The sequence below is a fragment of the Anoxybacillus sp. FSL W8-0382 genome (genome assembly GCF_038003845.1).
Lineage (GTDB): Bacteria > Bacillota > Bacilli > Bacillales > Anoxybacillaceae > Anoxybacillus > Anoxybacillus flavithermus_G.
In genome coordinates this window covers 1,364,932-1,388,834 of sequence record NZ_JBBOPX010000001.1, presented here as the reverse complement: position 1 = coordinate 1,388,834, position 23,903 = coordinate 1,364,932, and the positions used below count along the sequence as shown (strand labels likewise).

The following is a 23,903-nucleotide window of genomic DNA, read 5'->3' as shown; positions in this document are numbered from 1 at the left end:
TGAAAATTGGAGGGAATGCGATGTCAAAATGTCCGTTTCATGCTCTTTTTAATGAACGTGGAGCCATGCAATTTTTTCGCAAAAAGCACCAACAAGAAAAAGAAAATACAACTTCTCGCTCTCCTACCACTGAACATGTTGCTACATATTATCGCCAACTCGCCTCAAGCGATCAGAAGCAACAAGTTGCGTTCGTCAAATTAACAGAGGAAGATGTACAACGACTTACTTCGATTCGCCCACTTTTTGCTAAACATGTCGAACGAATCGTCAATGCGTTTTACGATCAAGTTGGGCAAATGCCTCATTTAAGACGCATTATTGATAATCATTCAACGATTGATCGCTTAAAACAAACGTTACGCGCGTATTTAATGGATATGGTATCGGGGGAAATTGGTGAGCAATATATTATTCGTCGCAAAGTGATCGGCAATGTTCATAACCGAATCGGTTTGTTTCCAGAATGGTACTTAGGTGCTTACACAATCATTCAAAATAAACAAAAAAACGCATTCCTCCCCATGCTTGAAAGCGGGGGTTTCCTGCGTGATTAATCATGAAAGTTTTGCAAATTTTTTATTTTCCGCTAAAATGCGGACGTCGCTTTTCTAAAAATGCTCGAATCCCTTCTTCGTGGTCTTTTGTTTTGCGCATTTCCGCTTGATACGCTGTCTCCATTTGTAACGTGTTAAACAACTGTTGTTCGCTTAAACGAGCATATAACTGCTTCGTCGCAATCATCGCACGAATCGGTTTTGCTAGCCATTCATTCACTTTGTGCTGAATCGCTTGTTCATCACCGATTTCATCAACGAGTCCCACTTCATATGCCTCTTGTGCACTCATTATTTTTCCTTCCCATATGATTTGTTTTGATTTGACATCTCCAATTTTTCGATTTAAAAAGAAATGTCCCCCACCATCTGGAACTAAACCAATGCCAATGAAATTCATTGCAACGCGCGCTTGTTCATTTGCGATTACATGATCGCAAGCAAGGGCTAAACTAAATCCTAATCCTGCAGCGGCACCATGTATGTAGCTAATCGTTAGTTTCGGCAATTGATGCAATGTCATCGCTATTTGTTTAATCGTTTCCATCACTTCAATGAATGAATGTTCATTCGTTGATTGCAACATCGTCTTAATGTCGCCCCCTGCGCTAAATCCTTTGCCACGCCCACGAATGATGACGATATCCGCTTCACTTGCTTCAACTTCTTTTAACGCTTGTAACAACTCTGTTAACATTTGTTCATGTAAGGCATTTAGCGCATTCGGACGATTCAATTCAATGGTTGCGACGCGATTTTCGTATGATAGTACGATATGTTCCATCTTCTCCATCCCCTCTTTCGTTTGTTCGCTATTTTCTTTCGACATATATGAATAAAATCCTGCACAGAACAAAACAAAAAGACGACATCATCTGTCGCCTTTTTGTTTTGCATGCATGACAATCTCATATAGTCGTTTTGTTTGTTCGTAAATATGTTCAGCACGGCAAATGGCCGAAATGACAGCAATTCCGTCTGCACCCGCTTCGATCACTTGTTTGGCTGTTTGTTCTGTAATTCCACCGATCGCAACGAGTGGAACACGTTTTTCATGGGCACGAATATGTTCAATCATCGTCAGTCCACATGCTTGCTTTGCATCTTCTTTGGAAACAGTTGGGAAAATCGGACCTAATCCAACATAATCGGCGCAAGCAGCAAGCGCTTTTTTTACTTCATTTAAGTTGTGAACAGATACGCCTAAATATTTATCTCCTATGCGATCGCGAACGCGTTCAGCTACTTCGTCTTCTTGACCGACATGAACGCCATCTGCCTGTAAAGCGAGGGCTAAATCGACATCGTCATTCACGATAAAAGGAATATTATACATTCGGCATCGTTCAAGTAATTTCTCGGCTAAGCGGTATTTTTCAATCCCCGTAAGCGCCCCCTTTCCTTTTTCGCGAAACTGAAACATTGTAATACCGCCTTTAATTGCTTCATCAAGCACAGCGAGCGGATCTTTCGTACAATCGATACTTCCCATAACGAAATACAACGATAGCTTCTGCTTCATCATTTATTCCCCTTGAATACGCGCGTATTGATCAACTTCTTCTGCGCTCGTTTCATGTAAAGCATTTAAAAAAGAAAGTTGAAAAGAACCAGGTACTTTTGCTTGTTTGGCTGCTTTTTCAGCCGCCACACCGTAATAAGCGAGGGCAGCAACTGATGACATCATCATATCGTCTCCTATACCTGCAAATGCACCTAATACCGAACTTAACAAACAACCTGTCCCGGTTACTTTCGTTAACATCGCATCACCATTTGAGACGATTACAATACGTTCTCCATCGGTTACTACATCATCTTTCCCTGTGACAACAACTACAGAGCGAAACATGAGTGCTGCTTTTTTCGCTACATCCACGAGGTCACTTTGAACGTCTCCTGCATCGACTCCTTTTGTACGTACTTGTTCACCCGCAATGCTCGCAATTTCCGATGCGTTCCCACGTAAAATCGAAATGTTTACTTCACGTAATATACGTCTGGCTGTTTCGGTGCGGTACGCTGTCGCACCAGCTCCAACAGGATCGAAAATGACAGGAATGTTTGCCTCATTTGCTGCTTTTCCGGCAATTAACATCGCCTCTACGTCTGTTTCGTTTAGCGTGCCAATGTTTAACACTAAAGCACGAGCTAACCGAACCATATCCGCTACTTCTTCTTTTGCATACGCCATAACAGGAGATGCGCCTACAGCAAGCAAACCATTCGCAACAAAATTGGTCACCACAACATTTGTCATATTATGTACGAGTGGTGACTCCTTCCTAACACGCGTTAACCATTGTCCTACATTCATCATTCATTCCCCCTAAAAAAAATAAAAACTAGTCGGACAGAGTCGACTAGTTTGCGTACTGAAAACATAGCCTACTTCCCTCCGCTGGTACAAACCAGATCAGGTTCAAAGGGTTGGAAAACTGATTGCGCGTTTTCCTCTCAGCCATCGCCATCCGGCACCCCTAGTAGTTTGATTGATTCAAATTTCTTTCATTTTAATACATTTTTTCTCTTGATTCAATATGGATTATTGTCAAATTCCGTTCACATTTTTGTATGAAAGTGTGATATGTATCACTTACGACGTACATATTTTCTCCTATTGTTAAAGTGTCAATAAGAAAAGGAGGGGTCATCATGTTTTGTCATCAATGTGAACAAACACCAACAGGGGGATGTACTGTTGTTGGAGTTTGCGGGAAAGATGAAACAATTGCAAGTTTGCAAGATACGATCGTATTTGCATTAAAAGGAATTGCAGCATATCGCACGCATGCCCATCAACTTGGGTATACCGATCCGTTCGTTGATACAACGACACATGAAGCGTTATATATGACGTTAACAAACTCTAACTTTAACGTACAAGAACATATAGACATGGCGATGAAAGTCGGAAGAGCAGCCATTCGCGTAATGGAACTACTCGATCGAGCACATACAGAACGACTTGGCATTCCTCAACCTGTTCGTGTAACGCAAAATAGAATTGAAGGAAAATGTATTCTCGTTACAGGACATAACTTATTTGCCCTTGAACAACTATTAAAACAAACAGAAGGAAAAGGAATTAACATTTACACACATTCCGAAATGCTTCCAGCACATGGTTACCCACAATTAAAAAAATATAAACATCTGAAAGGAAATGTCGGAAAAGCATGGTACGATCAACGTCGCCTATTTGAAAAATTCCCTGGTGCTATTTTAGCGACAACAAACTGTGTCATGCCGATAAAAGGTTCATATGCTGATCGCATGTTTTCATATGATGTAGCCGGATTAGAACATGTGCAAAAAATCGAAAACGATGATTTCACGCCGTTAATTGAGAAAGCGCTACAACTTCCAGAAGCAAACATTGAATCGGATGAAACGTTAGTGACTGGTTTCCATCACGAAACTGTAATTCAAATTTCACCAGAAATTATTCAAGCTGTAAAAGAAGGAAAAATTGAACGCTTTTTCGTTATCGCAGGTTGCGACGCTCCTGGAAAAGGCGGTGAATATTATCGCACGTTAGCTACATCGTTACCGAAAAACACTGTCATTTTAACGACATCCTGTGGGAAATTCCGCTTTAACGATGTCGACTACGGGGTTGTTCCTGGCACGAACATTCCACGATATATTGATTTAGGGCAATGCAACAACTCGATTTCGACTGTCAAAATTGCAATGGCGCTTGCGGAAGCATTCGGCTGTGAGGTCAATGAGTTACCGGTCAGCATCGTTCTTTCATGGTTTGAACAAAAAGCAGTTGCAATCTTACTCGGATTGTTTAGTTTAGGCATTCAAGACATTCGAATTGGACCGAAAGCACCGCACTTTATTTCTGAAAGTGTGTTACGCGTCCTACAAGACATGTTCGGTCTCAAACTTATCGGCGATGTAGAAGAAGATATGCAAGCGATGCTCGCACATTAAAAGGGCTGTTTCATCCAGCCCTTTTCACATTTACGAAGCTTTATTTAACCATACACTCATATTAAATCCTTCTTCTGTCACGTATCCATCGACACTCCATATTCGTTTTTTTGCTTTTTTTGCTTTTTCTTGTGCTTTATACAATTTTTTTGCATATTTTGTGTCCGGTTCAAATACGTAAGCAACACGCGCAAACCCTTCTTGTACAATTTTTTCTTGGTATAAAGTTCCATCCTCTAACCATATGTACGCAAGCAATCGACCATAACGATCGTACGGTTGTTCTTTTGCGCTTAGTTCAACTGTCACTTTTTTGTGAAGCAAAACGTCTTTAGCGAATTGTTTTGCCTCTTCGCCATACGCCTGTTTTTCGCGATACGTTTCGGGGGTATCGATATTTAGTAGACGAACCGTTACGATTTCGCCATCTTTTTTTATTTTTACTGTATCCCCATCAACAACATATTCTACTGTCGTAACAAATGTTTTCTCTTTATTTTGCGATGTACAACCGACAATAAAGACAATTGCCGTAAAAAACATAATCCATTTTCTCATAAATGTGTCAGCCCACTTTCAAGATGTGAAATGTCTGATTCACATTCCATATCCCACTTTTCCCCGTCAAACGATACGATCGTCACACTCGTACCGTATACACGGCTATTTTTCCACAACTCCGCAAGCGTTTGTTGTTTCCAATATACAAGAAGCGTGCGAATCACCATACCATGTGTAACGACAAGAATATGACCTTCTGAATGATTTTTAGCTATATGTTGGATCGTAGCAACAGCTCGACGTTGAACATCAAAAAACGTCTCGCCAATAATCGGCTTGTATGCATCTGGATCATGATAAAAATGATAATGATTTTGCTCGTCGGATTGCGCAATTTCTGCAATCGTTTTCCCTTCCCAATCACCTAAGTAAATCTCACGTAGCCGTTCATCAAAATATATTGGCACATGACGTTGCCCTAAAACAATTTGTGCTGTTTCTTTCGTACGATCACTTGGACTACAATACGCAGCAGTAAACGGAACTGTACGAAACCGATCGTGTAAAAGTGCTGCCTGTTTTTTTCCTTTTCAGTTAAAGGCGAGTCTTTCCATCCTTGCATGCGTTGTTGTGCATTCCACTCTGTTTCAGCATGACGAATGACGTATAATTTTAACACTTTACCTCCCCCTTCGAATGAAAAAAGCAAGCAATATTTGCTTACTTTTTCAGTATGACATATGTTGTGAAATTTGTGCAAAAAATATAGACTCTAACGATTTTCCATCTTGACAAAGCGCGGAAACCGAATCGTATATAAGCATTTGTCCTTGATGAATAAATACGACAGTATCTGCAATTTCCTCAACTATTGACAGCATATGTGTCGAAAAAATAATAGCTTTTCCCTTTTCCTTTTCCAAACGAATAAGTCGTTTAAATTCCCATACCCAATACGGATCTAAACCGTTTGTTGGTTCATCTAAAATAAGCAATGCGGCATCCGCTAAGAGCGCTTGCGCAAAAGCGAGCCGCTGTTGCATGCCTTTTGAATACATCCTTACTTGCTTATGTTGATCATTCGTCAGTCCGACAACATCTAAACATTGTTTCACCCGCTCGTCTGTTGCTCCTTGCCATTGTCCAAATAAAGATAACACTTCATAACCTGTTAAAAGCGGGGGAAATTGAAGATGATCCGGCATAAACGAAAACCATTGCTTGTCGTTGTTTTGAATTGGTTGTTCGTTTACATACATGTCTCCTTTCGTCGGTGGGAGCTGTCCGATTAGCATTTTAATAATCGTGCTTTTTCCTGCACCGTTACCGCCGCATAACGCTAAACATTGTCCTTCTTGAACAGAAAAAGAAATGTTTTCTACTTTATTTTGTTCGTTATATATTTTCGTCAATTGTCTCACTTCAAGCATAACGTTTCCCTCGTTTCATCCATACGTTTACTAAAAACAACGGCACAATGATCCATATGCATGCGATTGCAATAAAGGTAAGCTGGCCACTTGCACTCTCTGCCCATTTTGACCATTCATATAATTGCGGACCAAATAGTGCGCTACTTTTCAGAGCAGCCACGGTCCAAACACGCACGAGTTCAACCGGATTCAATATGATAGATAAAGCAAATAAAAAAATGGTCCATTGCTTTGGAACAACTGATAATAAAAATAATACGATAAATTCATAAAATAAAACGGAAAACGCCCAAATAAATAAACTAATGCCGAGGGCTTGTAAACGATTAGAGGCAACAAGTCCAACGAATAAAGCAATCGCTAAAAAAATACTTGTTAATACAATGGTGAATACAAATGAAAGGAAAACAAACGTCGACCACGTCCCTCCTGTTGCAAAAAGAGCGATACTTGCACTTCCATACCCGAGCGCAACAACTGTCCATAATGATATGCAGCTCCCCACATATAAACCAAGCGTTAAAGAGTGAGTGGAAACCGGATATGTTAATATAAGCGATAATCGGCCGTCTTCCTTTTCCCCCGCAATAAACAAACTACCTGCTAATAAAGCAACGAGTGGGACAAGCAAAAGGGACAAATTTAATAAAGCCGCGGTCGAACGTGTAAATACTCCTGATGCCTCGTGTCCGCTACTTGCGATCACAGTTGATGATAAAACGGCAAACAAAACGGCAAAAGTGATAAGCCATTTGCTACGAATCATCATCATCCATTGGTACTTTATCGCTGTATTCATTGTTCAAATCCCCACCGATGTTTTTTTAATTGCTCATACGTCCATAACTCTCCATTTCCTTCTTGTTCCATGTATACTTTGGCATGTTTTTCGTTTGCAAATGAAACGACTCCATAATTCATCGGCGTCCAATAATTTGGATTGTATACAAAAACAGCGTGCTCAAGCTCAATCCACTCCCCGTTTGTTACATCGCGAACGTATTTCTTTGCAATGTCCTCTTTGCTTTTATTCATCCACTCGATCATGCACCCAATATCATCAAACTTATGCACCGTTCCATCTTTTAAAATTATTTCTGTAGCATATGGTTCTGCTGTTATACTCATATTACAAACTACACATACATCAATATCTGGATTAATTTCTTCAGGCTCGTACGTTTTCGCTCCACTACATGCGACGAGAAAACATACAAAGAAAAGGCTAGCAATTTTTTTCATATGTCATTCTCCTTCCATATCCAATCATAAGCAAGCTGCTTACAAATAAAATGCTTCCAAACAGCAACAGTTTCCACGATCTTTCGATTGTTTCGTTTTTATTGCGATCGACTTCTATAAGTGGAAAGCGGTCTTCCCCTTGCGCCTGTGCTTGCGTAAAAAATGACTCCGTTGTATCAAGAAGTGATAACGCCGGACTTTGAAAATAAAATTGCACACTTGGCCATTTCCGCAGCAGTCGACTATACATAGAACGAATGCGATGTGGGGTATCACCGACTCCATCATCATTGAAATCATAAAACTGATAAGCATCCCAATAATTCCCTTTTATTCCGTCATCAAATGTAATGGGCGCTCCTTGGATAAGTGCATCTTCCATATTTCCTAAAAATTTATTTTTCACAACAATGATGTTGGGATTTTCATATAAGCTGTGCAATGCACGATAGTTACCGATAAATTCATTATCTTTTACATGACAATGACGTGCGTTTTGTAACGATAAAGCTGTGCTATTATAACGGAAGGTGTTGTTGTGCATCACTACATGTTCACTATCGTAAATGAGCGCTCCGTATCCACGATAATCTAATTGTTTAGCAATCGTATTATATCCAATCGTAAACTGCTTGGACATCATCATCATCATTCCATTAATATTTTCTGCGAGCACATTTTCTTTTGCCATCCCGTCTTCAGCATACATGAAATGAATGGCATAGCGTGCATTCGTTACTTCGTTTTTTTCGATCATTGTATGTTTAGCCCAATCTAAATAAATGCCATCTTGCACACGTGAAATATGATTTTCTCGCACAACAACCCCGCTTGTCTTCAATAGGTGAATACCGTTTCCTCGTTGAGCGAAATGAATATCTCGTCCACGAATGACATTGTTTAAAAGGTTGATATTTGTTCCTTTTTCTACATAAACACCGTAATGTACATGTTCTATACGTACGTGTTTTAACGTAACATGTGAACTTTTTTGAATGAGCACACCAGCTCCTTTTCCATATGCGCTGTTGCGAATCGTTAATCCTTCGACATGAACGCGAGGAGCACGAATTGTCACAACATATTCGCTTCCTTCCCCATCAACTACCGCTCCGGGTTCAGCAATGAGATGAATCGGCTTATGAATGATGATCGGACCTTTGTATATCCCTTTTTTCACGATTAACACGTCGCCAGCATGTGCTTCATCAATAGCTTGTTGCAGTTGTTTATGTGCTTCAATCTTTTCTCCATATACCGTTTTTGTAAACAAAAGTGTAACGATCGGTATGAGCAAAAAAAATAAGCTACGCATGTCCACTCCGTCCTCATGTTTGTCATTTATATATCCACATTAATGTAAATTTGTGAAGAAAAAAGAAAATATATGTGAACAAAACGTGAAAAGAGACGCTAATGTAGCGCCTCTTTCGATTGATTATGTTGTTCAAGCCATTGAAGTAACTTTTCTGCTTCTAACGATTGACTAAAGTAAAACCCTTGGGCAAAATCACAATCCATCTTCTGTAATAAAGAGACTTGATCGTCGCGTTCTACCCCTTCAGCGAGCACTTGTAAATCTAAACTTTTAGCGAGATGAATAATTGTATCGACGATCGTTGCATCTTTCGAATTGTCGGTAATATCGCGAATAAATGAACGATCGATTTTTAATAACGAAACAGGCAAATTGCGAATATAAGCAAGCGATGAAAAGCCGGTACCAAAATCGTCAATCGCAACTTGAATGCCGATCTGTTTTAACTCTGTTAAAATATGTTTTCCTGTTTCGATGTTTTCCATTAATCCGCTTTCCGTTATTTCTAAAATTGTAACTATTCACTCCGATAGTAGTATGTAAAGAAGCGCAACACAAATAGGGCATCCCCGTAATAGAAAATGCCCTAAGTGGTAGAAAGAACGCGATCAAGCGTGTCACCCGTCAACAGAAGACATAACGAATCCCACACGTTTTTTTCGTGTTTCGTCAGTGTGGAAACGATGCTTCTTGTGATACAAAAAGACTGGGCGAATGTTTCTACGCGAAACGTACCCGAAATGTTCTCTTTGACTTTAACCATGCGAAGATCGCGTTCGGCTTGGTTGTTGTCAAAGGGAACATGTACTTCACGTAAGAAACGCAACGCTTCTTCCTTTCGTTTCTGAAGCCGTCGAACAAAAGCGAGTGCTTTTTTCGGAAGAGGTGTCATCGTTTCCAATCGATGTTGTGCTCTTTCTAGGATGCGATCATACACTCGTTCCCACCGTCTCGCTTCTTCTTCGGAAAGTGCACCGTGATGGGCTTCGACGGCTTGCTTGGCGGCTAACAGAAACGTGGTCATGCGCATCGCCCACGTATGCCCTTGTTCGATGAATCCTTTTAACTCACGCAAATGGTGGGCATGACAAAGGGCATGGGTGGCATGTGTGTATTTCGGATACGTACCGAACCCATCGTGCATCATCGTCCCTTTGTATTGTGGAAGAATCCCGATCTCATCCGTTGCTTTCTTTCCACGAGAAGCGTGAGAAGCCAAGTATGTATATCTCGATGTACACGCGACATGCACCCATGCGAGTTTCCCATTGATGCGCAAACTCGTTTCATCGACATGCAGGATGTTGGATTCAAGTAAGGCGTCTTCGATGATGTCCATATTTGATTCCAGCGCTTCGCGTCCTCGTTTCACCATATTGGCAAGGGTTCCTGTACTAATCGAGTGTTGATATAACGCTTCGATTGTATCACTTAAACGCTTGTACGGGATCAATTGGATATGATGTAAATAAACAACGAGCGCAGTAAGGCGTGGACCGTATTGCACATGATTCGTGACATGGGATGGGAATTCGGCTTGTTGCACGCATCGACAATGCGGACACGATTTCACTTCACGTTCATGTTGTGTCACCTCGATCGCCACAGGAGGGACATCAAACACTTGACGGATATCGACTTTGAACGGTTTGACGTCACGCAAAGAAACCCCACATCCTTGACACGTATGCACACGGTGGACGACACGATGATGTGGATGTTCCACTTGACGGAGCGTCGTTCCTTGATGTCCTTCTTGTCCGCCTGGCTTGTTGCCAGATGGTTGACGAGAAGAACGTGTGTTGGCAAAACGGTCAGAAGATGGGGGCAAATGGCTATTGGAGCTGTTTTTTTTCGTGCGTGCTTCCAGCTCTTGAACACGGTACTTCAGTTGTTCATTTTCTTTGCGTAGCTGTTTGTTTTCTTTCAACAGTTGCTCAATGACTTGTTGTTGGTGAGTAATGAGCTGCTTTTGTTGTTGGACTTTGCTGATTAAGCTTTCAACTGTAAATACAGCTTGTTGTACCGTCAACATGCGATTCACCTCCTTGTCTATCAATATTCACATCATAGACAGGAAAAGCAAAAAATATTCAGCTCACTTTATGATGTGGCTGAATAGTTACCTAAAATTAAATAGTTAGGTGGAAACTGTGTTTCTTGCAAAATATTTTTCACATGCATCACAAATTCTTTTCGATTGAGTAAAAATGGTGATAAGTTTACTGCGAGCTTTAATGTCGGAAAATGAGTTTTCCATTGTTTTACTTGTTGGCACGCTTCTTTTAACACCCATGTTGTAATTTCAAAAATGAAGCCGTTTTTCTCAGCAATTGGGATAAACTCTAATGGCGAGATCACTCCGAGCGTCGGGTGTGTCCAACGCATGAGCGCCTCGACCCCCATAATTGATTTATTATCTAACGACACTTTCGGTTGATAACATAAATAAAACTGATTGTTCAATAACGCAAGCGGTAACTCTTGTTCAATCATCGTTTTTCGATTTTGTTGAGGGTGATAAAAGTGATACCCTTTCCCACGTTCCTTCGCATAGCAAAGCGCTTGGTCGGCTTGTTTCAGCAACGTGTCTAAATCCGTACCATCTTGCGGAGAGAACGTCACCCCAATAGAAAGACCTGATTGGATGACATGCTCTTTATATCGAAATGGCTCTACAAACGATTGAAGCAAATGGTCCATGCGCGCAACCATCGTCTCTTTGTTGACATCATGTAACACAATGACAAACTCATCGCCACCGATACGAGCAAAAAAGTCTTCTTGTTGCAAATGTTGCTGAATGCGACGAACCGCCTCTTGTAAAAAAAAAGTCCCCTGCTTGATATGAAAAATGATCGTTAATCCACTTAATTTTGTCAAAATCAATGTAGCATAATGCAAATGGACGCATTTTTTGAATCATGTGTTGCACATACGTTTCAAAATAAAAGCGGTTTGGAATATTAGTTAGCGAATCGAAATGTTTTAATTTGATCAGTTCTTCCTCACAACATTTCCATTTTGTAATATCTTTTGCCACAACAATCACGTGTTCTATCTCATTTTTTTCATTTAGTAACGGCTGAGCATGCATATCAATCCATATGAAATGCCCTTTGTGTGTTCGCCAACGACATTCAACAGTTGTTTCTTTCTCTTTTGTCGCGTAAATCGTATGTAATTTTTCCATCAAAAGCGGGATGTCATCATGATGAACGAAAGAAAACAACTCATGGTTACACACTTCTTCTGCGCATTTTAGCACGTGTTGAGCGCTTGGTGAAACGTATGTAATTTCACCTTCTGATGATAAAATAAATGTAAATTCAGACGCCATTGAAGCCATAGAAGAAGTGAGACGCATATCAATAAACGGTGCGTCACGATACGTCACAACAATGGCTTGTAGCATACCTGTTTTGTTACATAGAGCGGTGGCTTGAACATATATATTTTTACGCTCATCTTCCTTCAAAATATCATACGAAACGATGCGACCATGTTGTGCATCATGAATCAACTTTTTTAACAGCTCTCGATTCACACGAAGATGATAAAAATGGCGAAAACGGTGAAAAAATCAACAACGTTTCTAATATTTCTGAACAATATCCTTTTTTTAAAAAAGCGCACAACTTTAAATCGTGCGCTTTTCCCATAAAATGAATAAGCTCAGTATGCTAACGAAAATCGTTGCCCCCATATCCGATAAAATGGCGATCCATAATGTTAACCAACCTGGAATGGTTAATAGTAGCGCCGTTGCCTTTAACAAAAGGGCAATTGCGATATTTAAACGAATGGTGCGATTTACACGCCGGGCAATAACAATCGCCTCTGGCAATTTCTCGAGATGATCTTGCATAAGCACGACATCAGCAGTTTCAATGGCGCTATCTGTTCCTTTCCCCATCGCGATCCCAACGTGAGCATGAGCAAGGGCAGGGGCGTCATTCATTCCATCTCCTACCATTGCCACTATATCTGTTTTCATTAACTCCTTTATTTTTTCTACTTTTTGTTCCGGAAGAAGTTTTGCGAATGTATGTGTCACTCCAACTTGTTTAGCAACCTGTTTAGCTGTTTTTTCGTGATCTCCTGTTAACATGACCGTGCGCCGAATACCAATACGGTGTAGTTGCTGAATGATCTTTTTACTCTCTTCACGTATTTCATCAGCGATACCAAATAAACCAAGTATACGTTGTTCATCTGCGACAAAAACAATCGTACGCCCTTCACATTTTAACTTTTCTGCATCTTGTTGAATTTGTTCGGTAAACAATTGGTGATCAAACATTCTTTCGTTTCCGATACGATACCATATCCCATCGACTTTTCCTTCCATACCGCTTCCTGTTCGTGTTTCGACTTGTTCTGGTTGTTTGTATGCAATATGGTGTTGCTTTGCTTTTTGGACAATGGCCTGTGCAAGCGGATGGGAAGATACACTTTCTAAAGACGCAGCAATATAAAGCAGTTCATTTTCATCGCTATATGCAATCACATTTGTTACGTGTGGCTTTCCTTTTGTTATCGTTCCTGTTTTATCAAAAGCAATCGTACGTACGCGTCCAAGCGTTTCTAAATGAACGCCACCTTTCACTAACACGCCGTTCTTCGCGTTGCGCGTCATGCCAGCTAATAAAGCGATTGGGGAAGATAAAATAAGGGCGCAAGGACATCCGACAATTAATACAGCTAACCCTTGATATAACGAATCATGCCAAGACGCTTCAAACCATAACGGTGGAACGAGCATGACGAATAACGAAACAATCATAATAAAGGGAGTATAATATTTTGCAAAACGATGAATAAACAATTCAAGTGGTGTTTTTGTTTCTTGCGCTTCTTGTACAAGATGTAAAATTTTCGCCAAAGAGCTGTCTTTATATTGTTTTGTAATTTGAACGTGTAACACCCCTTCGTTATTTATACTTCCGCCGTACACGTTCATTCCTAATTCTTTTTCGATCGGCATGGCTTCGCCTGTAATCGCTGCTTCATTCACAGAGCTTTTCCCCTCAATAACGACACCGTCTGAGGGAATTTTTTCGCCAGGGCGAACAACCACCACATCGCCAACTTGTAGCGAATCAATGGAAACGACACGCATGTTTCCGTTCGATATAAGAAGTGCTTCTTTTGGCGCTTGTTTCAGCAGCATATCAAGCGAGCGACGCGCTCGTTCCATCCCTAGTCCTTCTAAATATTCGTTAATACCAAATAAAATAGCAACGACAGCGGCTTCTTTCCATTCACCAATTCCAAATGCGCCAATTAGTGCAATCGTCATTAACGTATCCATATTAAAACGAAAACGAATGATATTTTTTAATCCTTTAACAAATGTTTTATATCCGCTCAGTGCTATCGCAGTCATATAAATAACAATGCTCGCACCATCTATGTCCAAATGCTCAAGCACAAGCGCCATCAAAAAAAGAAAAAGAGAGGCACCTACGAGATAGAGGAGCGGATTTCGTTTTTTTTGCGTCTGTTCATCGTCTGCTATATATGCCCCATCTGTTGCTAAAATCGTCCGTACTTTTTCTAAATCGATGCGTTCATGTACGCGTAATTTTCCGCTATTATAGTTCAACGTTGCTCCGTCGCCATATGGAAGTGACTGAATTTGTTCTTCTAATGCCCGCGCACAATTAGCGCATGTTAATCCTTTGATTTCATACTCTTTCATTTGATTCCCCCCTAATGATCGCGCGCATGGCGAATCGTTTGTTCAAGAATGTGCAAAACATGTTCATCATCATGCGAATAATATAGTGTCGTTCCTTCCCTCCGATATTTAACGAGACGTAAGTTTTTCAAAAATCGAAGTTGGTGGGATACAGTCGATTGTAAAAGTGACAACCGATTCGCAATTTCAGTTACTAAAAACTCGCCAGATGAAAGCAAATGTAAAATACGAATACGCGTCGGGTCACTTAACGCTTTAAATGTTTGTGATACGATGAAAAGCGTTTCTTCATCTAACTGCTCATATTGATGTTCCATACGATCCCCTCTCTTTCAATATATGAATATATGTTCATATAAGTTAATCAAATTGTATAGTTTTTCACAAAAAAAGTCAACGCTCGTTTACGAACATTGACTAAGTAATGTATATAAGTCGTGCAACGTATCAATTTGTAACTGTTGCAACTCTATAAACACTCGCTTCCACATTTCAAATAAACTCATGACATCTCCTTTTGCTGTATGACGATCAATCGGAGTTAGATGATAAAATGAAAGAGCATCATCAAGCGTCGGAAATGAGTCGTGATATATACATTCCATAATTTTTCTCATTTCTATTGTTGTTTGTTGTAAAACTGTACGATAATTTCGTGATAAAAATTCATTTAAAAACGCCACATCATGCTGAATATGATAACCGAGTAAAATGCCATGGTTCAAAAAAGAAAGAATATGATGAATTTCCTCCTCTAATAACGGAGCGCATGCAACATCGTCGTTTGTTATCCCTGTAAGCACCTCAACATGTTCGGGAATGCGGCGTTTTGGTCGGAAGTTGGAACAATATAAATCAAGCGGGTCACCGTTTTTTGTTTTTAAGGCTGCAAGTGAAAAAATTTCATCTCCCCTTTGTGGAGAAAAACCTGTTGTCTCTGTATCTAATAAAATAAACGTCACGTCAGAAAGCGGCGTTTCGAGCGAATACGTATGCTTCTTTGCTTCTTTCATTATTTTTCGAATCCACGCCTCTTGTTGAAAAGCTGGACCGACCGCTGTTGCTTGATCGTATCGAAGACCAAGCGATAGTATGCGACTGATCCATTGAAACGGTCGCTCCATCAATCACACCCACTTCCTTGCATCACGTTGTACTCGTTTAGCTACTGCTAGCGCTCTTTTTAGTCGCTTTTTTTCTTCTTTCGATAAATGATGGATGACTAAATTAGTTCCTTCTAACGAACAACGTAAACGGAAATATAAAAACGTCTCAAGTGCCTCTTTTATGCGTTCAAATTGCTGTTGTGAACAACCATTTTCATCATACCAACGCGTTAATCGCTCGAATGTTGAATGCGCATCAATAAATTGTTTTTGAACGGCAACCCATTTTAACATATAACTGAGCTGAACATACCCCCCTTGCTTTATATCAACCATGCCGCTTTTCTCCCCCCAACGTTCGACGTACACCCGTCCAAAAGGTCCAATCGGCACAATGGGAATACGAACGCTATCAATCATTCGACTACGTAAAGAAAAAGTCGTCGCAATCTTTTTATACAATGTCGTTTTCAGCTGATTAGCAAGTGCATACTCGCCGTAAATTGGCCGCATATCAGCTAACATAGATAAATAACGAATATCATCTATATGTTCGTTTGCTACATATTTATCAATTTGTTCATTCCAATCATCTGCTTCTTTTAGCCATCTTCTATTTGTTGCCATCACATACCCACTACAATACGGATACCCTATTTCATTCAAAAAAAGAACACCAACGCGCGCATACTCACGCATATATACGTAGCATTCTTCTTTTTCATTGCAAAAGCATGAAAAAATTACTCCGTTATCTTGATCTGTCCAAATGGTCGGCTCCTTCCGTCCGCTGCTCCCCATCACAAACCAACAAAAAGACGAGGGCTTTTTGCCAATTCCTTTTCGATCAACCTCCCGTTCAGCTAACGACAGCGCCTGTTTCATGAATGCATCGTGGCACATACAAAGCATATCGTATACTTCAAATATACAGGAAAAAGAAATTGAAAAAGAGGAGAGGAGAAAAGCAACTTCATCGTGAAGTTGCTTCAATTCTGACATATTGTTGCATTGTTCCGCTCGAACGATGATTGCTTCAAAATTATTCATGACATCACCATCTTCATGACGAACGAGATGAAACGACTGTTGTCGTTTGTTTATAAGCTGGATCTAATTGTTCTGGATACCCATATGAACCATGCTCACTAATATCAAGTCCAGAAATTTCTTGTTCAGGCGTCACTCGTAAGCCGATCGTCTTTTTTAAAGTATATAAAACAATAAATGAGACAATCGCCACGTACAACGCTGCACCTAAAACGCCGACTGTTTGAACGATAAGTTGATCAGTTCCTCCACCATAAAACAATCCCGGTTTTCCAATTCCTGTGATCTCTACTAAACGTGGTGAAGCAAAAAAGCCCGTTGAAATCGTACCAACAATACCGGCGATACCATGAACTGAAAACGCGTAAATCGGATCGTCAATGCCTTTTCGCTCAAAATATACAGACGTCCAAAATGTAAACGATCCCGCAACGGCACCAATGACTGCAGCTGCCCATGGCTCAACAAATGCACATGCTGCTGTAATCGCAACGAGAGCTGCTAATACACCGTTGACCATGGCTGGAATATCCGCTTTTCCAACGAGCCATTTTGCCGTCAAAATGGAAGCGATCGCGCCAGCTGCTGCCGCAATATTTGTCGTTAACGCTACATAACCGAAAAATCCATCTGCAGTTCCCATTGTGCTTCCCGCATTAAACCCAAACCAACCGACCCATAATACGAAGCCACCAATGACTGTGTATACTTGATTGTGTCCTGGGATGTAATTCGGTGTCCCATCTTTATTAAACTTGCCAATGCGCGGCCCTAACAACATTGTCGCAATGAGTGCTGCAATCGCTCCTTGTAAATGGACAACCGTCGAGCCCGCGAAATCTTGCATTCCCATTTCTCCAAGCCAACCGCCTCCCCATACCCAATGACCGATGACTGGATAAATGGCGATCGTGAAAATCGTTCCAAAAATGAAGTAAACAGATAGTTTTGCTCGCTCAGCAAATCCTCCCCACGCGATCGCTAAAGATACACCAACAAAGGCAAGTTGAAATAGAAATTTCAACTCAAGTGGAACGTTTGCCCACGAAAGAGAAGAAAACGTCTCTTTTCCTTCCTTTAAAAACCATCCTTCTGTGCCAATGAATCCATTCCCTTTTCCGAATGTAATTGCGAAACCTGCTGCCCAAAACGCAAGTGATGCAATCGCAAAACTTAATATTTGTTTTCCAGCGACATGACCTGCGTTTTTCATTCGTGTTGACCCAGCTTCTAACAAAGCAAATCCGACTTGCATTCCAATGACTAAAATCGCTCCTAACATAACCCAAAGTGAATCAAGCGCCAAACTCAACTGTGCCTCATTCATTCCCATCTCTCCCTTATGTTATTTTTTATAACATTTATGGTTATAATATATTACATAAACAGAAGGAAATGCAACAGTTTTTCGAAAATTTTTTTATTTTTATGTTATGTTTTGTAACATAAAAAAGAGTGCCTCCATAGAGACACTCTCTTGAATTAAATAAGAAACATGGCGACAATTGTCGTGACAATCAATCCTGTAATAACCGACACAACATTTCGTCTCGCTAACTCAAATGGGCTAACACCACAAATCGCAGCTGCTGGAATAAGCGCCCAAGGCACTAATGTTCCTCCACCAACCCAAATGGCTGCAATTTGACCAAGTGCTGTTAATGTAGCAATTCCTGTTCCGATTGCCGTTGCAAACAATTTGGCAATAGAACCAACAAGAGAAATGCCTGAAAAACCTGATCCATCCAATCCGGTAATCGCTCCTACTCCTGTTAACGTAATCGCTCCTACCTCTTTGCTTAATGGAACGACACTAGATAAAGCAACACCTAAGTCATTCACAATACCATGCGACTGTTTTGGTAAAAACTCTCCTATAATTGTTTGAAATCCTGAATCTCCTAAGTAGAAGAAAGCGGCAATCGGAATGACCGGACCGAACACTTTAAACCCAAATTGAAATCCTTGAATGAACAAATCTGTAATTTGTTCTAAACTTTTCTTTTTATATGCAACGACTGATAAAAGAGATAAAATGAAAATCGCTGTTCCACCAATTAATGCCGTTGCATCTCCACCTTGCAATTGAAAATAGTACATCGCTACAACATCTAATCCAAATAAAATGGGGATGAGAAACGCAAATGTTGTTTTCATCCTTCTCGTTAATAAGTGAGACTGCACTTCGTTTTCTTCGATCGAAATGGCTTCGCTTTGTGGAATGTTACCTTTTTTTACATCTCGACGCAATAAGAAAAATGCGGTTGTCACGGTGACGATCCCCATGATAAAAACGAGAGGAATGCTTGCTGAAATGACGTCGGAAACAGGAATCCCCGCTGCGTCTGCTGTTAATTTCGGTGCTCCTTGAATAATAAAATCACCTGATAGTGCAATGCCGTGCCCGAATAAATTCATCGCCATCGCCACACCGATAGACAACAAAAGAAACAATAAAAACAAGGCGGATCACTCCGCCTTCTTTTCGTTGCTCATATTCCGCCTTTTTTAATTAAATTGGGTAAGGATATTTTAGTTTTTATTATCCAGAACATTTAAAACACGATTAATAAACGCTTGACCATCTTCAAACTCAATATATCGTAAACTATTATCATGCAATAAAATCTCTACTTTTTTAAATGTTTCTCTATCCCCATTGTCTATTAGTTTTTGTAATTCAGCTAATTCAGCTCTTAATGCGTTAACCAAACTCTCTGGTTCTTCGTCTCTAAATTCTCTAATCATGTCGTCAAATTCATGATCATCGATTGATTGATTATAATATCCGTCTACAAAGTATTTAAGCGTCTTAAATTTTCTCTCAATTTCCATCATATTCATCACCACTTCGGATAAGATGTAACAATATAAAAACCATATGGAGAATTAGGATCTCTTTTTAATAATGTGAAAGTATTTCTTAGGTCATAATCAATTTGTAACTATTCACTCCGATAGTAGTATGTAAAGAAGCGCAACACAAATAGGGCATCCCCGTAATAGAAAATGCCCTAAGTGGTAGAAAGAACGCGATCAAGCGTGTCACCCGTCAACAGAAGACATAACGAATCCCACACGTTTTTTTCGTGTTTCGTCAGTGTGGAAACGATGCTTCTTGTGATACAAAAAGACTGGGCGAATGTTTCTACGCGAAACGTACCCGAAATGTTCTCTTTGACTTTAACCATGCGAAGATCGCGTTCGGCTTGGTTGTTGTCAAAGGGAACATGTACTTCACGTAAGAAACGCAACGCTTCTTCCTTTCGTTTCTGAAGCCGTCGAACAAAAGCGAGTGCTTTTTTCGGAAGAGGTGTCATCGTTTCCAATCGATGTTGTGCTCTTTCTAGGATGCGATCATACACTCGTTCCCACCGTCTCGCTTCTTCTTCGGAAAGTGCACCGTGATGGGCTTCGACGGCTTGCTTGGCGGCTAACAGAAACGTGGTCATGCGCATCGCCCACGTATGCCCTTGTTCGATGAATCCTTTTAACTCACGCAAATGGTGGGCATGACAAAGGGCATGGGTGGCATGTGTGTATTTCGGATACGTACCGAACCCATCGTGCATCATCGTCCCTTTGTATTGTGGAAGAATCCCGATCTCATCCGTTGCTTTCTTTCCACGAGAAGCGTGAGAAGCCAAGTATGTATATCTCGATGTACACGCGACATGCACCCATGCGAGTTTCCCATTGATGCGCAAACTCGTTTCATCGACATGCAGGATGTTGGATTCAAGTAAGGCGTCTTCGATGATGTCCATATTTGATTCCAGCGCTTCGCGTCCTCGTTTCACCATATTGGCAAGGGTTCCTGTACTAATCGAGTGTTGATATAACGCTTCGATTGTATCACTTAAACGCTTGTACGGGATCAATTGGATATGATGTAAATAAACAACGAGCGCAGTAAGGCGTGGACCGTATTGCACATGATTCGTGACATGGGATGGGAATTCGGCTTGTTGCACGCATCGACAATGCGGACACGATTTCACTTCACGTTCATGTTGTGTCACCTCGATCGCCACAGGAGGGACATCAAACACTTGACGGATATCGACTTTGAACGGTTTGACGTCACGCAAAGAAACCCCACATCCTTGACACGTATGCACACGGTGGACGACACGATGATGTGGATGTTCCACTTGACGGAGCGTCGTTCCTTGATGTCCTTCTTGTCCGCCTGGCTTGTTGCCAGATGGTTGACGAGAAGAACGTGTGTTGGCAAAACGGTCAGAAGATGGGGGCAAATGGCTATTGGAGCTGTTTTTTTTCGTGCGTGCTTCCAGCTCTTGAACACGGTACTTCAGTTGTTCATTTTCTTTGCGTAGCTGTTTGTTTTCTTTCAACAGTTGCTCAATGACTTGTTGTTGGTGAGTAATGAGCTGCTTTTGTTGTTGGACTTTGCTGATTAAGCTTTCAACTGTAAATACAGCTTGTTGTACCGTCAACATGCGATTCACCTCCTTGTCTATCAATATTCACATCATAGACAGGAAAAGCAAAAAATATTCAGCTCACTTTATGATGTGGCTGAATAGTTACATCAATTTTATTTGCACCCTTTTTAACTCCTCTTCCCACCGGATGTTTATATTTATAATTTAGACTTAATGTTGTACTTTCGGAGTTTAACAGCCAACCAGCAATTTTATCAGCATTCGCTTTTATTGTTAGTTCAATCACATTATTGGCAGTAGTTTTATTAGTATAAGTACTTACGTCTTTTCTTTCTGATTTCATACGATCAATTAATTCATTATCTTTTAAAGAAACATGTTTTAGAATTGTATGACCTTTATCTTCAGAATAATTTAATAATGTTCCTGCGTCAATATTGTTTATTTTATCTGAAATGAATTTGACTGCAGCATCATCAATTTTATCTGTTCCTTTTTTTACCGTCGTTTTGATTACATCGACTGCTTTCCCAATATTTTTTAAGTCTTTTAAGTCTCCAATAACAGGTATGAATGCAAATAATGCTAATCCAACTTCTTTAGCAGTAGCATTAGGATTAAATAAAGTATTGACAAGATTATATGCGTCTTTAAATTGACCAACAACAGGAACAAAATCGGTGACCACATCCATTAGTGACTTAGCTAATTCCTGTTTCTTCTTTTCCTCTGCCTCTTTTTGAAGTCTTTGTGCTTCTTTAGATATATCAACTGTTACGCCCTTATTAGCTTTTGATGAGATATAAGACTTTAGACTTCTATAAGTTTGCGCCCCGGCTACACCATCAACAGATATACCAACTGATTTTTGAAAACTTCTTACAGCTCCCTCTGTCTCGGAACCATATACACCATCCACTTTAATATTATATCCTGCCGAATTTAACATTCTTTGTAATTCCTTTACAGCCTCTCCTTTGCTTCCTTCTCTAAGCGTCTGACCTGTCCAATGATCATCGCTACCTGATGAGTTTGATCGGGACACTGTTGTTTGTGTTCTCACATACTCTTGTAGAGCTTGGTACGTTTGTTTCCCCGCAATTCCATCGGTCGTGATTCCAACCTTCTTCTGAAATTCCTTCACAGCCTTCTCTGTATTTGCTCCATAAACTCCATCAATTCCCCCAGGGTTAAATCCGGCTTTGTAAAGCCAAGATTGCAGCGTTTTCACATAATCATTTCGATCACCTCTTTTTAGCGTTTGCCCACTCCATAAATTATTTGCAAAGTTAGATGGATAAGTGACTCTACCAACACTATCCACAACGTACATTTTTGATCCCCCTAGTTATTTTTTGTTTATTATCATATCAGACAACCATCATGAAAAATGTCGAAACATGTCATAAAAACAAAAAAATCCCCTGCCGAGTAGCAGGGGTCACACGATGATAGACGGATATCCTTTCTTTTTCAATTCCTCCGCAAGCCGTTCTGCATTTTCTATGTCGCTGAACGCCCCGACTTGCACTCTATAGAGTTTTCCGTCAGGCACTTTTTGTTGTGGTTGTGTTTTTGCTTTTTTCTTCAACCCAAACACTTTCACGATACCTTCAACGTGACCATGCGCGACTTGTAGAAGGAATTGCTCTGACTTGAGTTTCGCCGTGTCATTGGCATTGTCGATGAAAAGATTCTCCGTCAAGATGACCGGCATGTGTGTTTCGCGCAAAACAGCATAGTTAGCTCGCTTCTTACCACGATCAGTCACGTTGCCGATCGCTTTCATGATTTCCGCATGAATTACATTTTGATACGCAATCGTTGCTGAGTTAGCGTTTGGGTGCACATATGATTCGAATCCCGTGCCGCCGCCGGCATTGATATGGACGGAAATGAAGTAGTCGGCTTTCAATTTGTTTGCGAGCTCCGCGCGTTCGGATAATTCCAAGAATCGGTCATCGGTACGTGTATAATGCACTTCTACGCCTTCATATTCACCAAGCATACGCCCAATATGCTTGACGATAGTAAGTGTTAAGTCCTTCTCTCTCAAGCCGTTCCCGACCGCTCCTACATCCTTTCCACCATGTCCTGCGTCAAGCACAATTCTCACCATTATTTATCTCCCCTTTTTTCAAGTGCATATTTCACAGTCGCCACCGAACCAACACCGTACAGTGCATATTGAAGCCCCTGGACTAACACTTCAAAAGAAAAAGCGTTCTTCTCAAAGATAGAGAAAGCAACGCCTAACACAACCGCGACAATTGGGATATAGCGATTAGGAATGTTTGTTGCTTCACGAATGGCATACAACAACACGGCCAACGCTACATACGCGGTAAATTCAACTGAAAGAATAGCTTCCATTATTGCATTCCTCCTCGAAACATGAAAGTTAATAAAGCTCCTACAATCCCGCCTACAATTAACCGTAAAATCCATGTTGTGTTGTTCTTGATTGCCGAAATATCTTCACGCATATCTTTGATGTTTGATTCTGCGACCGCCAAGCGTGTTTTTACATCCACCATGTCTGCCTCCAATTTTTGAATGCGTTGTTCCATCCACTCACAACCTTTCCGGAAAGAATACAAAAAGACAGTGAACTACCTCACTGTCTGCATTAGCATTA

Annotated in this window: 24 protein-coding genes, 3 pseudogenes and 1 riboswitch; of the genes and pseudogenes, 2 read left to right on the top strand and 25 right to left on the bottom strand. The window is 40.6% G+C overall.

Annotated features, from left to right (window positions below):
• The first annotated feature begins 20 nt into the window (after positions 1-20).
• Entirely contained in the window at positions 21-557 is a 537-nt protein-coding gene (locus tag NSS60_RS07355) for a protoglobin domain-containing protein (RefSeq protein WP_445290609.1), read from the top strand.
• Between the two features lie 22 nt (positions 558-579).
• Here NSS60_RS07355 and NSS60_RS07350 read toward each other — a convergent pair whose 3' ends face one another.
• Genes NSS60_RS07350 through thiM form a run of 3 tightly spaced genes read right to left on the bottom strand, consistent with a single transcriptional unit; the run spans position 580 to position 2,877 of the window.
• On the bottom strand, positions 580-1,386 hold the full coding sequence (locus tag NSS60_RS07350; protein ID WP_004890274.1) for an enoyl-CoA hydratase: 807 nt from the start codon (positions 1,384-1,386) through the stop codon (positions 580-582).
• Between the two features lie 42 nt (positions 1,387-1,428).
• On the bottom strand, positions 1,429-2,082 hold the full coding sequence (gene thiE / locus NSS60_RS07345) for a thiamine phosphate synthase (RefSeq protein ID WP_004890272.1): 654 nt from the start codon (positions 2,080-2,082) through the stop codon (positions 1,429-1,431).
• Positions 2,083-2,877 carry a hydroxyethylthiazole kinase gene (gene thiM / locus NSS60_RS07340; RefSeq protein ID WP_081253644.1) on the bottom strand — a complete coding sequence of 265 codons (795 nt, stop codon included), beginning with the start codon at positions 2,875-2,877 and terminating at the stop codon, positions 2,083-2,085.
• 56 nt (positions 2,878-2,933) lie between these two features.
• Positions 2,934-3,049: riboswitch (TPP riboswitch) on the bottom strand.
• 163 nt (positions 3,050-3,212) lie between these two features.
• Here thiM and hcp point away from each other — a divergent pair.
• Positions 3,213-4,502 (top strand): hydroxylamine reductase, encoded by a 1,290-nt coding sequence (hcp, locus tag NSS60_RS07335; RefSeq protein ID WP_004890267.1) that lies wholly within the window; start codon positions 3,213-3,215, stop codon positions 4,500-4,502.
• A gap of 30 nt (positions 4,503-4,532) precedes the next feature.
• On the opposite strand, the gene NSS60_RS07330 is transcribed toward hcp, so the two are convergent.
• The 22 genes and pseudogenes from NSS60_RS07330 to NSS60_RS07225 form a co-directional block, all read right to left on the bottom strand.
• Positions 4,533-5,060 carry a thermonuclease family protein gene (locus NSS60_RS07330; protein WP_004890265.1) on the bottom strand — a complete coding sequence of 176 codons (528 nt, stop codon included), beginning with the start codon at positions 5,058-5,060 and terminating at the stop codon, positions 4,533-4,535.
• Positions 5,057-5,682, bottom strand: a pseudogene (locus NSS60_RS07325) (histidine phosphatase family protein). Before NSS60_RS07325 ends, NSS60_RS07330 begins: the two are co-directional and overlap by 4 nt.
• A gap of 49 nt (positions 5,683-5,731) precedes the next feature.
• The gene (locus NSS60_RS07320; RefSeq protein WP_004890263.1) at positions 5,732-6,433 is read right to left on the bottom strand and encodes an ABC transporter ATP-binding protein; all 702 of its coding nucleotides are present in this window, start codon (positions 6,431-6,433) and stop codon (positions 5,732-5,734) included.
• Positions 6,426-7,235 (bottom strand): ABC transporter permease, encoded by an 810-nt coding sequence (locus NSS60_RS07315; RefSeq protein ID WP_004890260.1) that lies wholly within the window; start codon positions 7,233-7,235, stop codon positions 6,426-6,428. The genes NSS60_RS07320 and NSS60_RS07315 overlap by 8 nt, the downstream gene beginning before the upstream one ends.
• Complete coding sequence (locus NSS60_RS07310; protein WP_004890257.1) at positions 7,232-7,678, bottom strand: nitrous oxide reductase accessory protein NosL; 447 nt, start codon at positions 7,676-7,678, stop codon at positions 7,232-7,234. Before NSS60_RS07310 ends, NSS60_RS07315 begins: the two co-directional genes overlap by 4 nt.
• Positions 7,662-8,993 (bottom strand): right-handed parallel beta-helix repeat-containing protein, encoded by a 1,332-nt coding sequence (locus tag NSS60_RS07305; protein ID WP_004890254.1) that lies wholly within the window; start codon positions 8,991-8,993, stop codon positions 7,662-7,664. The genes NSS60_RS07310 and NSS60_RS07305 overlap by 17 nt, the downstream gene beginning before the upstream one ends.
• Before the next feature lie 98 nt (positions 8,994-9,091).
• A pseudogene (locus NSS60_RS07300) lies at positions 9,092-9,508 on the bottom strand (EAL domain-containing protein); the annotation flags it as partial.
• A 74-nt stretch (positions 9,509-9,582) separates the two neighbouring features.
• Positions 9,583-11,031 (bottom strand): IS66 family transposase, encoded by a 1,449-nt coding sequence (gene tnpC, locus NSS60_RS07295; RefSeq protein WP_088223283.1) that lies wholly within the window; start codon positions 11,029-11,031, stop codon positions 9,583-9,585.
• 68 nt (positions 11,032-11,099) lie between these two features.
• Entirely contained in the window at positions 11,100-11,789 is a 690-nt protein-coding gene (locus NSS60_RS07290) for a bifunctional diguanylate cyclase/phosphodiesterase (RefSeq protein WP_241737913.1), read from the bottom strand.
• Positions 11,749-12,519 (bottom strand): sensor domain-containing diguanylate cyclase, encoded by a 771-nt coding sequence (locus NSS60_RS07285; protein ID WP_241737912.1) that lies wholly within the window; start codon positions 12,517-12,519, stop codon positions 11,749-11,751. The genes NSS60_RS07290 and NSS60_RS07285 overlap by 41 nt, the downstream gene beginning before the upstream one ends.
• Positions 12,520-12,636: 117 nt before the next feature.
• A complete protein-coding gene (locus NSS60_RS07280) occupies positions 12,637-14,700 on the bottom strand; it encodes a heavy metal translocating P-type ATPase (RefSeq protein ID WP_004890249.1) in 2,064 nt (687 codons plus the stop codon).
• Positions 14,701-14,711: 11 nt separating this feature from the next.
• The gene (locus tag NSS60_RS07275; RefSeq protein ID WP_340720767.1) at positions 14,712-15,017 is read right to left on the bottom strand and encodes an ArsR/SmtB family transcription factor; all 306 of its coding nucleotides are present in this window, start codon (positions 15,015-15,017) and stop codon (positions 14,712-14,714) included.
• 87 nt (positions 15,018-15,104) lie between these two features.
• Positions 15,105-15,824: an exonuclease domain-containing protein gene (locus NSS60_RS07270; RefSeq protein ID WP_004890245.1), complete on the bottom strand. Its 720-nt coding sequence runs from the start codon at positions 15,822-15,824 to the stop codon at positions 15,105-15,107.
• 3 nt (positions 15,825-15,827) lie between these two features.
• Positions 15,828-16,856 (bottom strand): DUF294 nucleotidyltransferase-like domain-containing protein, encoded by a 1,029-nt coding sequence (locus tag NSS60_RS07265; protein ID WP_004890244.1) that lies wholly within the window; start codon positions 16,854-16,856, stop codon positions 15,828-15,830.
• A gap of 13 nt (positions 16,857-16,869) precedes the next feature.
• The gene (locus NSS60_RS07260; RefSeq protein WP_064214479.1) at positions 16,870-18,183 is read right to left on the bottom strand and encodes an ammonium transporter; all 1,314 of its coding nucleotides are present in this window, start codon (positions 18,181-18,183) and stop codon (positions 16,870-16,872) included.
• 155 nt (positions 18,184-18,338) lie between these two features.
• Positions 18,339-19,301 (bottom strand): annotated as a pseudogene (locus NSS60_RS07255) (hypothetical protein); the annotation flags it as partial.
• Positions 19,302-19,388: 87 nt separating this feature from the next.
• Positions 19,389-19,694 (bottom strand): contact-dependent growth inhibition system immunity protein, encoded by a 306-nt coding sequence (locus tag NSS60_RS07250; RefSeq protein WP_019417960.1) that lies wholly within the window; start codon positions 19,692-19,694, stop codon positions 19,389-19,391.
• 176 nt (positions 19,695-19,870) lie between these two features.
• The gene (gene tnpC / locus NSS60_RS07245; RefSeq protein WP_088223283.1) at positions 19,871-21,319 is read right to left on the bottom strand and encodes an IS66 family transposase; all 1,449 of its coding nucleotides are present in this window, start codon (positions 21,317-21,319) and stop codon (positions 19,871-19,873) included.
• A gap of 58 nt (positions 21,320-21,377) precedes the next feature.
• Complete coding sequence (locus NSS60_RS07240; protein ID WP_340720765.1) at positions 21,378-22,598, bottom strand: peptidoglycan-binding protein; 1,221 nt, start codon at positions 22,596-22,598, stop codon at positions 21,378-21,380.
• Between the two features lie 108 nt (positions 22,599-22,706).
• Positions 22,707-23,384 (bottom strand): N-acetylmuramoyl-L-alanine amidase, encoded by a 678-nt coding sequence (locus tag NSS60_RS07235; RefSeq protein WP_004890232.1) that lies wholly within the window; start codon positions 23,382-23,384, stop codon positions 22,707-22,709.
• Positions 23,384-23,638, bottom strand: a complete 255-nt coding sequence (locus tag NSS60_RS07230) for a phage holin family protein (protein ID WP_004890231.1) — start codon at positions 23,636-23,638, stop codon at positions 23,384-23,386. Before NSS60_RS07230 ends, NSS60_RS07235 begins: the two co-directional genes overlap by 1 nt.
• A complete protein-coding gene (locus tag NSS60_RS07225; RefSeq protein ID WP_004890228.1) occupies positions 23,638-23,835 on the bottom strand; it encodes a hemolysin XhlA family protein in 198 nt (65 codons plus the stop codon). The genes NSS60_RS07230 and NSS60_RS07225 overlap by 1 nt, the downstream gene beginning before the upstream one ends.
• Between the last annotated feature and the right edge of the window lie 68 nt (positions 23,836-23,903).